Raw genomic sequence first — 14945 nt, forward strand, 5'->3', positions numbered from 1 at the left:
GATGACCATGCTCGCCCCCATCCACGCCATGACGCTGGCTTATGGTGAAGTGATCGATGTGCAGGACCCGCAAGGCATCTACCGGGTGCAGGTCAAGCTGCACGGCTATTCCGGGCCGGAGAACCAGCAAGGTTCGATCTGGGCCAGGGTGGTCGCGCCTTTCGCCGGCAATGGCCACGGTGCGGTGATGCTGCCCGATGTCGGGCACCAGGTGGTGGTCGGTTTCATTGCCGGGGATCGCAATTATCCGATCGTCCTCGGCGCGCTCTATTCGGGCGAGGCGACGCCCAATGACGAGCCGACCCAGAGCGGCGCGGTCAAGCGCTGGAGCCTGACCGGGAGCGGCGGCACCCACTTCATCATGGACGAAAGCCAGGCCTCCGAAATCACCATGGAGACCGCTGGCGGGGTCAAGGTCACGGTGACCGATTCCGGCAACAAGGTGGAAGTCACCAACGGCTCCTCCAGCATGACCATCGAGCCTAGCGGGGTCACCGTCCAGACCGGCGCGCAGGTCAAGATCGACGCCAGCACTGTCGAGATCAATTCGGGTATGGTTACGGTCAATGCCGGGATGTCCAGGTTCTCCGGCGTCGTCCAGTGCGACACGCTGATCGCCACCACCGTGGTTGCCTCGACCTATACCCCGGGGGCGGGCAACATATGGTAGGGCACTCCGTCATCCTGCGTGGGCTGTCGCTGCCCGGGCTCCAGACCGACACGGCCGGGCCCACAGTGCTGTCGATCATCGAGCAGGACTTCCTCGGCTGGTTTCTGTCGCGGCTGGAGACGGACAGCGGGCGGGCCGCGCTGGGGCCGCGCGATGCCTTTGCCCGGGTCAACAGCGCGGGCCAGCCGCGCTTCTTCCAGCCGGTCCACCGCGCCTTCAATATCGTCGCGGTCGAAGTCGCCTGCGAAGTCGAGGGCCTGCCGCGGATCGATCCGAAGAAGATCCTCGGGGCAGGGATGACCCTGCGCCGCCGCGTCAGCACAGCCGAGGCCGCCCGCGCTGGTCGCGGAGATACATTTAAGAGCTATGCCTCGGGCCTTTACGGCTGGAAGACGCGCGAAGGGCGTATCCTCGGCTGGCGGCCTGTCACCGGCGGGACCGGGCGCTTCGCCCCCGATGTGGCGGCGCAATACCGCCAGCTCGCCGCGCAGGGCCGCAACGGCAAGGTGCTGGGCCAAGCGGTGGCGCTGATTAATGACGAGGCACAGGCGGACGAGGTCTTCACTCCGCTGTTCGCCGCGCCGGAGGATCTCTGCCGCAAGCTCGGCAAGACCGTCTACTATGGCTATCTGCCGGTCACCTCGGACGAACGCTCCGAAGCTGATGCAATGCCCCCGGCCCCCTTCGAGCGGGCCGATATCGCGGCGCGCCTGCCCAGCTTGCTGTGGAGCAGCGGACGGATCGCCAGCGACGGCGCGGTCACGCCGCAATCGAACCGGACGGTCGCAGCGGTCGAGGCGGCCAATCCCTCATCCTCGCTCGACGTCATCCTCGGTGCACTGCGTTACCTCTCGCAGGAAACCGGGCTGTTTCTGGAGGATGCGGCCAGCAGCGCGCTGCGCAATGCGCTGAGCCAGCACTCGGTCACGTTGCATGGCTCCTCTCAAGCGACCGGCTTCTACGAATTCTTGAAATCCGCCAACCGCTCGCTGGTCGAGCGCAATCCGGCCTTCCCCAGCCAGCCATTGCCGATCAACTGGCCCAGCTTCACCGCCGCACAGGAAAGCGGCTTTGTCTCCGCCGCGCTGCAAGCGGTTACCGCCCGCTGGACCGAGCTCAGCCCCGGCGAGACGCGGTACCAGAACCTCGATGCGCGCTATGAATTGCAGGCCTTTGTCCGGGTCGACCGGTCGGACTGCGGCTGCCCTCCGCAGACCGTGTGGACCGCACCGCGTCAGCCGATCGAGATCGTTCCCTGGTATGAAGGGGGAGAGGCTCCGCCGCGGGTGATCGAACTGCCCAGCCCGTCGAACCTGATGGGCAAGATCACCCCCAACGTGGCCTTCAAGGTGCCAGAGGAAATCCAGAAGTTCATGTCGGGCCTCAAGCTCGACAAGCTGATGGAAGGCGAGCAGCCGCCCGACAAGCTGGGCTTCGGAATGATCTGCGGCTTCTCGATCCCGATCATCACCATCTGCGCCTTCATCGTGCTGCAGATCTTCCTCGCGCTGTTTCACATCCTGTTCTGGTGGCTGCCGTTCATCCGCATCTGCATCCCCTTTCCGAAGAAGGTATAGGCGATGGCGAGCAATCCCCTCACCGATCCGCGCCCGTCGCACCTTCCCCGGCTCCAGCTCGGCTGGCCACTGGCCCCGGTGCCGGTGGCAGGTGCTCTGCCCTATCCCGATCTCGATCGCTCGATCCGCGACCAGATCAAGGTCATCCTGCTCACCCACCCCGGCGAAATGCTGCTCCACCCCAGCTTCGGCGCAGGGCTGCAGGCGATGCTGCACGAGCCCAACACGCTCGGCACGCGGCGGCGCATCCGCGACCTGGTGCAAAAGGCGGTGGCGCGGTGGGAGCGGCGGATCATGCTCGACGCGGTCGATGTGTGGGAGGTCGAAGGCCGCCCCGACGCGGTGCGGGTCGAGCTGGCCTACCGCATCCGCCGCACCGGCACCGCTGCACAGTTCAATTTCGACCTAGTCCTGGGAAGCTGACCCATGCCGATACCGTTCTACAACTTGCACGATCAGACGGCCGAGCAGCTTGCGGACGAGATGATCCGGCAGATCCCGGCACATACGCCCGAATGGCGCAACCCCGCGCCGGGCGATCCTGGCCGCACACTGATCGACCTGTTCGCCTGGATGGGCGACAAGCTGCTCTACCGCATCAATCTGCTGCCCGAACGGCAGCGGCTGATGTTCCTGCGGCTGCTCGACATGCCGATGCGCCCGGCCACGCCTGCGCGCGGGTTGCTGCAACTGCGCCATGCCGCGCCCAAGGACACCGCTATTGCCGAAGTTCCGGCGCGCACTCTGGTGTCGGGGCCGGTCGAGTTCGAGACCACCGATGCCGCCTGTGTCCTGCCGCTCAGCGGTGCGGTCTATGTCAAGCGGCTGCCTTCCGATGCAGAGGCAGCGACTGTTTCGGGCATTCAGCAATCGCTGCAAGCGGTCTACGACCTGCCCAGTTCCGCGCCTTATGTCACCACGCCGCTGTTCGCCAACGGTCTGAGCGTGCCCGGAGGGTTCGACGTGGCGCGCCAGACGCTCGACCAGAGCCTGTGGATCGCGCTGCTCGCGCCGGAGCCGCCAGCCGACAAGCTGGCATTCCGCGACAAGCTCTTTGCCCGCTCCGGGTCGCAGCCGGTGCTGCTCAACATCGGGTTGGCTCCCCGGGCCGAGGCGCCGCTGGAGACACTCGCCATCGATGCGCCGCGCCCGCGCCCGGAGAACTGGATCTGGCAGATGCCGACCCCGCGCAAACGCAATAGTGGCTTGCCCGAATACACCACTCTGCCTCCTGCGATCACCAACACCACGGCGGGCTTCACCCGTACCGGCGTGCTGCGTCTGATCCTGCCCGACGCGGGCGATATCGGCCTGCCGGAGAACGATCCCGACGTGGACGTGCTCGCAGGGGTCGGCGACCGTCCGCCACGGATCGACGATGACAAGGTTTCCGCCCGACTGGTCGGCTGGGTCCGGATGGTCCCGCGCGACCGCGCCGAGACGTTGCCGCTGTCATGGCTGGGCATCAATGCGGTCGAGATCGAGCAGCGCCGTTCCTTGCGCAATATCGTGCTGGGCGCGGCCACCAGCGGCTCCGACCAGACGATGCAACTGCCCACGCAGCAAATCGATGCGGCGAGCTTCGTGCTCGATGTCCAGCGCAGCGACGGGGCCTATGAGACCTGGCAGCAGACCGATTATCTCGGCGGGCACGGGCGGCATGAGCAGGTCTACCGGCTCGATGCCGAGGCCGGGCTGGTTCGCTTCGGCAACGGCGTCACCGGCAAGGTGCCCCCGCGTGGGGCCAAGGTGCGTGCGACATTGCTGCGCCACGGCGGCGGGCGGGTGGGGAACCTGCCGCCGCAATCGATCGAGAAGATCGCCCATCCGCGCCTCAGCGCTTCACAGCCAATTGCGACACAAGGCGGCGAGGATGCCGAAACGCTGGCGCAGGCGGAAACGCGCTTGCCCGGCTTCCTGCGCCACGGCGACCGCGCGGTGACCGAGCAGGACTACAAGGATCTTGCCCCGCTGACACCCGGAGTCGATATCGCCCGCGTCGAAGTGATGCCGCGCTTCAAGCCGTACCAGCGGCTGTCCGATGTCGCAGGTGCGGTCTCCGTCATGGTGGTTCCGCGCCCGATGCAGCTCAAGGGACCGGGGGCGCGCCCTGACCGGGCGATGCTGCAGGCGGTGCAGGACTATCTCGACGCGCGCCGCCTGATCGGCACCGAGCTCCATGTCATCGGGCCGGAATACAAGCCGATTTCCGTCAGCACTTCGGTCAAGCTGGTCGACGGGATCGACCCGGCCAAGGTGATGGGCGAGATCGAGAACGCGCTGCGACTGTTCCTTGCACCCGTGGCCCCCGGCGGGCGCGATGGCAATGGCTGGGGGCTGGGCCGGACGGTAACCAATCTCGAGCTCGAAGTCGTCGTCGCGCGGTTGCAGGGCATCGAGGCGGTCTACGGCGTCAGCCTGTTCGAGCGGGCCACCACCGGCAGCGGTTGGACGCAGCGCCCGCAAGAAGGCAGCGGGTTGCAGTCGGTGACAATGGAAGCCTGGATGCTGCCCGAACTTGCGGAAGTCGTGGTCGCGCTCGATCCTTCCGGAGTACCCGGCAGCATCGAAGGCGGTGCCGGCGGCGCCAGCGGCGGCGGAACTCCGATCCCGGTCGTGCCGGAGATGTGCTGATGGACGCCAACGGCCATCGCTTCTGGATGCTGTCCGAACCGGGCGATTTCGACCTCGCCGATGGTTCGTGCCAGTTTGGCGGCGACTGCCTGCACCTGTCAGGCACGATCACCCTGCCGGACCAGGCGGCGATCCGTTCGCAGGCGCTTCCCGCAGCCGACATGCCGGCGGTTGCGGTGGGCAGGTTCGACGATTGGGCGGTGTACGATCCGTCGCATCCTGTCGGAACACAGCCAGGCTGCATTCTCGGCGCGACCGGGAACGGCGAACCGACGCCGGTGATCGGCATACCCGCCGGGGCGCAAATTCGCGACATGTGGATCGACGACGAAGGCGTGTTGCGGATCGCCGGCAAGCTGGCCGATGGCGACGAGGGCCTGATCTACGTCGACCTGCGTGGGCGCTTCGGCAACCCCGTGCTGGTGGAAACTCCGGGCGCAACGCCAGACCGGGGGGCCGGGCGCTGGCTGGTCGAGCGGATGCGCGGGCGGCTGTGGCGCGAGGCGGGGGCACAGCTCGCCGATTTCGCGCTGCGCACCTATGCCGACCACATTTTCCGGCCCGATCCCGAATACGCCAACCCGTTGCGGCTGGAGGAGCAACCGCGCATTGCCAAGACGCCCCAGGAACGCATCGTCGATTGCGCCGCGCGCAGCGATGGCACGCTGGCGGTGCTGGTGCACAGCTCCCCGCAGGCCAAGAAGAGCATGATCGAATTCATCCCGGTGCGCGGCGAACGGGTGCGGGTCGAAGTGCCGCTGCAGGGCTTTGCTACCTCGATAGGCTTCATCTCCGATGGCCAGATCGCGCTGACCTATGTGGGGGCCAAGCGGGGGGTGGTGCTCAATGTCGGTGAAGGCGAACGCCCGACCCTGTCGATCGAGCCCAACCGCATGCCGCTGGTCCAGCCGGGCACGGCCCGGATTTGCCGGGGCACGGTGATGCCTGCCCGCGTGGTACATTTCGAAGAGGGTTCCAAACTTCCCAACGCTGCTCCGCGCGCCCTGCAAGCGCTCTCCATGCCAAGCTATCGGAGCGAGGGCCTTGCGCGTTCCGGCACAGTGATCCGCGCCCCTGATGGCGGCACGATCTGGCACCGGCTGGTGTTCGAGGGCGATCTTCCCGCCGGCACCGGTCTTGCCATCGCCCTGCAAGTCGCCGACCGTCAGGACGAGCTCGAGGCGGCCAAGTCGCATATGCACTACGCGGGCGATATTCCGCTTCCGGCAGGCGCACCGCAATTGACCTGGCTCGATGCGGCGAACGAATTGCCACTCCATCCGGGCCTGTTGCACCAGCCGCGCGTGAAGGGGCGGACAGGATGCTTCGCCGGGCTTGTCCAGAACACCGACAGTGTCTCGCGCGAGCTTTCGGGCCGCTTCGCAAGGATCAGCTTGCGCTTGTACGGCACCGGGCAGGCCAGCCCATACATTGCCGCGGTGCGCCTCTACGGCAGCCGCTTCTCGCTCGTCCGCAATTACCTCCCGACCGTGATGCAGCCACCGCTCGATCCGGCGCTGCGCGAGACGCCGGGGCAGGCCCATTCGCTCGACTTCCTCGATCGCTACGTCGCCAATTTCGAGCGCGTGCTGACGGGAATGGAGGACCGGGTCGTTGCGGCCCCTGCACTGACTGACCCGATGGCGGCGCCCGTCGATGCGCTCGACTGGCTCTCGGGCTGGATCGGACTGGTGATGAAGAGCGGTCTCAACGAACGCCAGCGGCGGGTGCTGCTGGCCAACGGCATGCGGCTCCACCGGCGGCGCGGAACCATGCCGGGATTGCGGCTGGCGCTCGATATTGCTTCCGAAGGGCAGGTGGGGGCGGGCGGCATCGTGGCACTGGAGGACTTCCGCTTGCGGCGGGTCTTCGCGACCATCCTCGGGGCGGACCTCGGTAGCCAGTTCGACCCCCTGCTCGCCGGGCCGGTCGAGAGCGGCAATTCCTTCATTGGCGAGACGCTCCATCTCGGAGATGCGGACGAGTTGGAGGACGGGAAGGCCGTACTCTCTGCTCAGCAATTGACGGAGATCGCTGCGCTCTATCGTCCACCGACCGATCCGGAACAGCTCGACAAGGTACGCGGCTTCTTCGCCGAACTGGCCTGGAAAGTAACTGTGCTGGTCCATCACGAGGCCGATGAAACGCGCTTGGCGCTGATCCGCGATGTCGCGGCGCAGATGACCCCTGCACATGTCCGCCTGCGGGTGGAGCGCGCCTCGCGGCCGCTGATCCTCGGGCTTTATTCGCTGCTCGGCGTCGACAGCTATTTGCGGCCCCGCCCCGGGGCTTCGCCCGTCATTTCCGATGTCAGCGACCTTGGCGTGCAGGACCAGATCCTCGCGCTGCCCTCGCTCGACCCTGCCGCCGACTACGGAGGATTGCCGTCATGAGTGTTTCGAACCAGCCGCCCCGCCGCGCCCTGTGGGCCGAGCGTGTCGCCTACACCAACGGCATGTTGCTCGACTCCGCCGATTTCGCGGCCGAGCAAAGCTATCACCGTGGGCGGCTGTCGATGCTGGCGCGCTATCTCCACGGCACGGGGACCGTCGCCGGGCTCAATGTCGAGCCGCATGCCGACAGTCCCCGGCGGCTCGCGATCCAGCCGGGACTGGGGGTCGACCGGGCCGGGCGCATTATCGAGAGCCCGCTGACGCTGTGCCTCGATGTCGATCGCTGGTTCGCCGACCGGGTCGCCGAGGATCAAGATGCCGTCGGGCGCGCCTTCGCCACCGGCAGCGGCGGCGATCCCGACCATATCCTGGCCGATATCTTCCTCGGTTTCCGCGAATGCGAGACGGCCAAGCGCCCTGCGTTCCAGAGTGGCGAGTTCGACGCGCTGGGCTCGGTTGCACCCTTGCGGCTGCGCGATGCTGTCGAAGCAACGCTGGTGCTGCGGACTGAAGATGCCCCCAAGTTGCCGCGCCCAATCACCTTGGTGCAAGGGCCCAATTTCCAGGACCGCCGGGCCAAGCTCGACAAGACCAAGCGCGAAAGTGGCTGGCTCGAAGACATCTGGTGGGACGATTTCGACAGCGAGCTGCGCCCCGATATCGAGCACCCCGACAATGCGCTGGCGGCCGACATCTTCCTCGCCCGCATCAAGATCCCCGCGACCGCCGGCACCCCGCCGACGCTCAACACCGGCATGGCCCCGGTCATCCACAATGACGGCAGGCGGATGGTTTATTCCACCGCCGACCTCGTCGCGCTGAGCCGCTGAAAGGAGAGGTCCGATGAGTGAATTCGTCAAGCCCGCAGAGCCCCCCACCGTCAGTGAGGCCGATGCCGCCGATCTCCAGCGCCAAGGCGTGCTGGCAGTCGATCCCGACCGCACCTTGCCGCTGTGGTTCGATGGGAGGTTCCTGACCGCGCGCGACCTCAACCGGCAGCAGTCATACTTCATGGCCCGCCACAATGCGCTGGGCCGCTCGATCGGCAGCGGCGTGATCGAAGGGCTCGACGTCTCGATCGGCGAAGGCGCGAGCGCACAGGACACGATCCGGATCGCGCCCGGCCAAGGGATCGCTTTCGACGGGGCGCATATACACTTGCCTTCGCAGATGGTGCTCAAGCTGTCGGACCTGGCGGTGCAGGTCGCGCTCAATGCGCAGTTGGGTCTGTCGGTGCATCCTTCGGCTCCGCTCCACGCGCGCAGCGGGCTGTTCGTGTTGTCGCTTCGCCCGGTCGAATATACCGCCAACCAGACGACGGCATTCCCGACGACGGTTACCGGCCAGCGCACGGCGCAGATGGGCGACAAGATCGAAGCAGTCGCCGCGACGCTGACGCCCTATGCCCCGACACAAACTGCGCTCACCAGCCTTGATGCCCGCGCCGATGCGGCGCAGCGGATATTCTCGCATGGCAAGATCGACGGCGTGCCCGGCTTCGCTCTGCCGCTGGCGATGCTCTCGCTGCGCTATGGCGTGATCGAGTGGGTCGATGTCCACCTCGTCCGGCGCGACCTCGTCGCTGCGCGGCGCGAATTTCTCGGCCTGGGGCTGGCGCAGGACCAGTTGCGGCTGGCCCATTTCGAGCAATACCGTGCCGCCTTGGCCGATGTGATGGACCAGTATGCCAACACCAGCCAACCCGCACGCTTCCCGGCCGAGCAGCATTTCAAGCTGTTGCCTCCGGCCGGGCCGCTGCCCGCTGACGCGGTTGATCCGGCGGCGATGGCGCAGGTGTTCTTCCCGGGCGAAGTCGAGGTCGAACTGTCGATCATCCCCGATGACGAACTGCCCGCGCTGATCGAGGAAAGCTTCGACCTGCCGCCAATCGACCTGACCCGCCCGGTCGAGGAGCGCGACAGCCTCAACATCATGATCGTCGCCCCGATGGCGCGGCATACGCTGCGTAGCCAGATCGCCAGCCTGCAGCAGCTGACCAAACCGCTGCGCCCTCTGAGCATGTTGGGGCAGGGACCGCAAAAGCCGCTCGACCGGTTGGGGGCGATGAAGATCAGCCTCGCCGATGCTGCGGTACGGGCAGCGCCGAACGAGTCCGTCGCAGCTGCGGAATGGGCGAGCGTGGTGACCGCTCTGACCCAGTTCGGACTCGACGGCGATTCCTCGCGCAAGACCCTGTGGTACATGCGCCGCCGCACCTTGCGGCGCAGCGCCGACCTCGAAAGCGTGCTGGTCGCGATCAGCCATGTCGATCCGGTCGATGACGGCGAAGTGCCCGCGCCGACCGATCCCGTCACCCCCACGCCAACGCCCAGCGAACCCGACCCGCTGCCGGACGAGTCGCGCGCGGCCTTGCTCAAGCTCGCTGCCTTTGGCGACCTCGCCAAGATCAGCGAAGTCCAGTTACGCCGGGTCACTGCGCCTGTCGCGGAAGTCTTCGCCAAGGCGGTTCTGGGCACGCCCATTGCCAACGACGCCATCTCCATCACCGGCCTCGTTGCGCGGATGAGCGCCAATGCCGCCAACGCCAAGGCCAGGCTGGAGGAAGCGACCGAACTGATCCTGAAGTCGAGCGAGAAGGGCCGCGCGGTACTTTCTGCCGGGCTGGTGGGCACCGGACGGACCGATATCAGCACCGAGCGGTTCGGGCAGCTGATCTTCTTCGTCACAGAGAAGGAACTGCTGGAAACCTTCGCCAACGCGCTACCCCAACTCAAAACCGAAATGCAGAAGGAATTCGTCCTCAAGCTCGAGTCCCTCGTCTCGGCCGGCGAAAAGGACGAGATCGTCAAGCTGGCCGAAGCAGTGACGAGAGAGGCCGAAGACGCCTCGCGTCCCGCCCCTGCACCGGCCCCGAGCGGGCCGACCCCTGCACCGACCCCTGCGATCGATCCGGCCGCAGAATCGGCCGCCCGGCGTCTCGCCGAGGTGGAAAGAGCGGCCACCAAGCTGCTCCAGGCCTTGCCACAAAGGTCCGATCAGAATGCACTCAAGAATGCGCTGGACAAGGCAACGCTCGACCAGCGCGAGGCCATCGTTACCTCGATGATCGATGCCAAGGTGCCAGATTCGCGCATCGCCACCGGGGTCGCGCTCAATGCGCTGGCGACCGGCGGTCAGCTGACCGATGCCACTATCCAGCGTGTGAGAGCGGTTGACGCCGGTTTCGTCCAGGGGATCGCAGTGTTGGAAGATGGCCTGCTCGAGGTCGCAGCACCGGCACCCGCGCCGCGCCCGTCACCTACTCCGCCACCGCCCCCACCGCCCACACGTGGGGGTATCGGGGGCCTGTCTGCGGTGAGCGGCATCAACCGGGCCCGAATCCTGGGCATCGAGGGATCCATTGTCGCCAACCGGATCGAGGAGCGGGCCATCGCCGGGATCATTGTCGGCAACACCACATCGGTGGTCGAAAAACGTGTGGGCCTGCTCTCGCAGGCGGGAAGCATCGGCGCGCTGGCCAGGTTCGGAGGCGCGAATGTGCGCAACGCGGCCAAGCTCAAGACCGTGACGAAGGACGTGGTTGAGGCACTCGATGCCAATGGCGCGACGCCGACCAGCGTCGACAAGGCGATCAAGGTCACATTGGGAAGGAACGGCTGATGGCACACCGGCCGGATACCGGCTTCCTCCCCGACGAGCGCGTGGTCGATGTCGCGCCGCGCTTCTCGCCGCGGGTGGGCGAGCCCTTCGTGCGGCGGCTCAACTTCGTGCCGGGCCGGGCGCTGACCGCCGATGCGCTCAACTTGGAGCGACGGTTCTGGGACACCCAGACCGAGTTGCTGGGCCGGGCGGTCAACGCCGGCATTGTCGACGGGCTGGCGCTCGAGCTGCTCGATGACCAGCCCGGCCATGCGGCGATCCGGCTGACGCCGGGTTCCGGCATTACAGACCTGGGCGAGGATGTGTGGCTGGCCCGTCCGCTGACCGCAAAGCTGGCCGATCTTCCCGCGTCGGAGCCCCTGCTGGAAGAAACGCTTCATCCTGTCGGGCTGGTCGGGTTGTTCCTCAAGCCGGTGCGCGCCATCGGCGCACTCGCCTTCGATCCGGAGGATCCGTGCCCGGTCGACCCTGAGGCCTATGCCTACAACGATCTCGTCACGCAGGACGGGGTGCAGCTGTGCTGGGCACGCCTCGACAGCGGCGATGCTGTGGCACTGCCCCCAGCGGCGAAGCGGGCGCGCCCTGTGCGTCCGGTCGGCGGCGCGGCGGGAGACGAGGCCGTGCTCGGCCGCCTCAGCAGCACCAATGTGCTGTTGCCCCCGGCGCCACTGCTGGGACAACCCGATCCGCAACTGGTGCCCACCAGCGTCTACCGCAGCATGGTCGCGCAGCGGCTGATCGAACAGGAAAGCGCTGCCCGGCGTCGCAGTTCCGATCCCCCCTGGGCGAAGCACGGGCTGCCTGTCGGGGTCTTGCAGGTCACCGAAGATGGCGGCGTGCTGTTCAGCGACCGCTTTGCTGTGGCGCGCGCCGGTGGCGCGGTGCGTGATCCGGCGATGGGGGCAAGCCTCGGCATTTCAACCACCCTGAGGCGGGCCCGGTTCGACCAGTTCCTCGATCACTTGCAGGGCCTGCGCGGCGAAGCGGCCGACTTGTCGCCGGCCACGCTGTTCTTCCGTGAATTGCCGCCGGTCGGCGTACTGCCGGCGCGCGTGCTCGATCGGGTTTCGCTGAGCTGCGGTTTCTTTCCGGCAAACTATGTGTTGGAGGCCGCCCCGATCCAGCTGGCGCAGATGGAATCGCTGCTGGCCGCGCGTGCGGGCCTCGCCCCGTTCGACCTCGCGCGGCGCGACTATGTGCAGATCCTCGTGCCGGTGCCCGACCACCTCTATCATCCGCGCTTGCTGATCCAGGAAGTGATCTCCGACAAATTCGACAAGGCGATCATGGAGGCGCAGGTGCGCGAGGGGCAGCACCGTGCCGAACTTGCCGAGCTGCAATCGGTCGAGACCTTCGTCACGGCCGTGCTCGATCTGAAAACCGCAACCGGCAAGGCGCTGGCGACTGTCGAAGAAGGGAGCGCTGCGGCTGAACTGCGCGATCGTTCGGTCAAGATCCTCGAAGAACTGGCAGGCCAGACAGACACGGTACCGCTCTCGACCAGCGAGAAAGCCCAGATCGCACCTGACCTGTTCGCCCAGGCCGCGATAGCGCTGGCGCAAGGCAAGCCGGTTGAGACCGAATATCTGGGCCTGCGCCCGGTAGTGGAACGGATGGCGCAACAGATCGACACCGGCAACGACCAGGCCGACATGGGCTTCCTGCGCCTGCAATCGGACATCTTCCGCCTGCGCAAGCAGATGGTCGGCGAAAGCGATGCGACGAGGCTGGCTGTCTCGCCGGTGCTGGCAAATCTCGCGGCCACCACCACCGGTCTCGAATCGGGCAAGCTGTTCAGCGCGCTGGTCAAGGACCTGCCCAAGCCCAAGACCCAGCTCAAGCTGACGACGGCAGCCCAGCCGCAAGTGACGTTCGCGCTGGCTGCCATGACCACGCCCGATGCGCCTCTGCGGATGGCGTCCGAATTCGTCTCCGGTTCGATCACAACCAATTTCCAGGCGAAGGCAAGCTTCACGGATGTGATGGCGGGATCGTTCGGGAAATCCATCACTCCGGTCGAACCTGTTGTGACGAAGCCCGCCGCTGAAAGTCCGACAAAGTTCGCTGACATGGGCCTCGCTGGGATCAAGGTGAACCTGCAGGACAGCATCATCCAGGCCAAGGACATCGCCTGGCACAGCCTGATCTACGGCAAGAGCAGCCCCATTCGGACCGCTACGGTGGCCGAACGCCTGCGCCCGTCACCGGCACAGGAAGCGAAGAATTCTTCGGTCGCAACCAAGGCCGAGATCGTGCGCGGCATGCAGGATCTCGGTCTGAATCTCGCCGGGCTGCAATTGCCGATCTCTGCGTCCCGGGTGACGCTGATCCCGGCAGCGGCGCGCGACGCTGCGCTGGCGTCGCTGGGTACCGGTTCGACCGATGCGGCGATCAAGAAGCTGCTCGGCGACCCCAAGGTGATGCCGGTTGATGGCGAGGTTTGCGTCCTAAGCGACAAGCACATCCTGAAGAATGTGGTGCTGGAATTCCCGCAGGATGGCGATAACGCCGCCGCCAACACCGCAATCTACAACAAGATGCAGACGGTCACTGCGGGGCTCTATCCGCAGCGCCTGACTCTCGACCATCCCAACCTTGCCGGGCTGATCCTGGCCGACCGGCTCGATCCCGACCCGGAAGACCCGGACGAAGCAGCCTTCTTTGCCTCGGCTGTCGATGCTCTCGAATCGGCGGTCTCGATGCTGCGGCTGTTCGAAGGGCGGGTGCAGTCATACGCGGCCTTCCTCGACCTTGCCCGTAAGGCGATGGTGCAGGCGATCGAGCTGGCCGAGAAGTGGCAGGGCACAATCGACGATACCAATGCCGAGATTGCCGAGGCAGTCCACGATGGTGCGGTCGCGCTGGCGCTGAAGGTCGAGGAGCAGGCACGGCTCGATGCGATTAATGCCCAGCGGCGCGACATCCTCGACAAGCATGTCGATATCATCGCTTTTGCCCGGCCGATGACGGCAGACAGGTTGGTCACCGCACCGGGCCTGTCGCTGTTCCGGCCGCTGGGGGAACTGCTCCCCGCCTGCCTTGAAAGCAGCGCCGAATTGCCCGACGAGATCGAGGAAATCCTTGAAGCCATGGGCGATGCTCCGGTCGGCTGGTATCCCGAAATCGCCACCGAGCTCGACGGCTTGAAGCGGCCCGAGCATTATCTCGGAGCGTGGCAGCGGGCGCTCGACCGGGCGGGGCTGTGGCTGGCGCGCAATGCGCAGGCGACACCCCGGATCGGCTATGCCGGGACACAGGAACGGGTTGCCGGCAAGGCCTCGACCGGGGTCTACACCGCTCTCACGGGCGTACTGGCACAGCGCAAGGCAGTGCTCCAGACGCGGACAAGGCGAACGATGGACAGTCTGGTCGGGGTCAGTTGGCTGACACTGCGCCAGGCGGCGCTAAGCGAACTGTCGATCGAGGACCTGGAGCAGGGCGGCAAGGCCGGACGCGACGCAGCGCGCAAGGGGGCGAAGATGCTGCGCCAGGTGGGCGCGGTGGCTGCTTGCTTCCTCGCCGGCCTGCGCAAGGTGCCCGCCGAACTCCGGCTGCTGTGGGCCGAGACGCTGAGCGAGCACGACCGGGCAGTCGAGCTGATGGATGTCGGGGCAATCCCGGGCTGGGCGGCCGTACCCCTGGCCGAGCGCCGCCAGTTGGAGGTCATGCACGCGTGGCTGTTCGGGCGCATCGACAAGTCCAACGGCGAGGCTCGGGCGATGATCTCCACGCTGGTGCGGGTGTGCCTGCTGATGGCGAGCCATGCCCCGGTCAGCTCGATCGTCGAAGGGGCCGTGGTAGAGACCAGGAATGTCGGCCCGGGCGAAAGCTTCGAAGTCGATGTCGGGCTCGGTCGTCCGCAGATCGGCATGGTTGCGACGATCGGCTCGGGCACGGTGCTCAACCGCGGGATCATCGAGGACATCGTCGGCACGCGGGTGCGGGTACGGGTCAGCCAGGTCGCGGGCCCGCGCATTGCGCTCAGTGCCAATACACCGGTGGCCTTCTCCGCACCGGTCTCGGTCCAGCTGGCCAAGGTCGGGCTGTAGC

General features: G+C 66.6%; 8 protein-coding genes. All 8 read left to right on the forward strand.

Annotated elements, in window-relative coordinates:
* Position 1: 1 nt before the first annotated feature.
* Genes LY632_RS05430 through LY632_RS05465 form a run of 8 tightly spaced genes read left to right on the forward strand, consistent with a single transcriptional unit; the run spans position 2 to position 14944 of the window.
* On the forward strand, positions 2-670 hold the full coding sequence (locus LY632_RS05430; protein ID WP_234092788.1) for a phage baseplate assembly protein V: 669 nt from the start codon (positions 2-4) through the stop codon (positions 668-670).
* A complete protein-coding gene (locus LY632_RS05435) occupies positions 664-2247 on the forward strand; it encodes a hypothetical protein (protein ID WP_234092789.1) in 1584 nt (527 codons plus the stop codon). Before LY632_RS05430 ends, LY632_RS05435 begins: the two co-directional genes overlap by 7 nt.
* Before the next feature lie 3 nt (positions 2248-2250).
* A complete protein-coding gene (locus LY632_RS05440) occupies positions 2251-2670 on the forward strand; it encodes a GPW/gp25 family protein (RefSeq protein WP_234092790.1) in 420 nt (139 codons plus the stop codon).
* Positions 2671-2673: 3 nt separating this feature from the next.
* The gene (locus tag LY632_RS05445; protein ID WP_234092791.1) at positions 2674-4881 is read left to right on the forward strand and encodes a putative baseplate assembly protein; all 2208 of its coding nucleotides are present in this window, start codon (positions 2674-2676) and stop codon (positions 4879-4881) included.
* The gene (locus LY632_RS05450; protein WP_234092792.1) at positions 4881-7274 is read left to right on the forward strand and encodes a phage tail protein; all 2394 of its coding nucleotides are present in this window, start codon (positions 4881-4883) and stop codon (positions 7272-7274) included. Before LY632_RS05445 ends, LY632_RS05450 begins: the two co-directional genes overlap by 1 nt.
* Positions 7271-8104: a hypothetical protein gene (locus tag LY632_RS05455; RefSeq protein ID WP_234092793.1), complete on the forward strand. Its 834-nt coding sequence runs from the start codon at positions 7271-7273 to the stop codon at positions 8102-8104. Before LY632_RS05450 ends, LY632_RS05455 begins: the two co-directional genes overlap by 4 nt.
* Positions 8105-8117: 13 nt before the next feature.
* Entirely contained in the window at positions 8118-10895 is a 2778-nt protein-coding gene (locus LY632_RS05460) for a hypothetical protein (RefSeq protein ID WP_234092794.1), read from the forward strand.
* Positions 10895-14944, forward strand: a complete 4050-nt coding sequence (locus LY632_RS05465; protein WP_234092795.1) for a hypothetical protein — start codon at positions 10895-10897, stop codon at positions 14942-14944. The genes LY632_RS05460 and LY632_RS05465 overlap by 1 nt, the downstream gene beginning before the upstream one ends.
* Position 14945 lies beyond the last annotated feature (1 nt).

This window comes from Erythrobacter sp. SDW2, assembly GCF_021431965.1.
Taxonomy (GTDB): Bacteria; Pseudomonadota; Alphaproteobacteria; order Sphingomonadales; family Sphingomonadaceae; genus Parerythrobacter.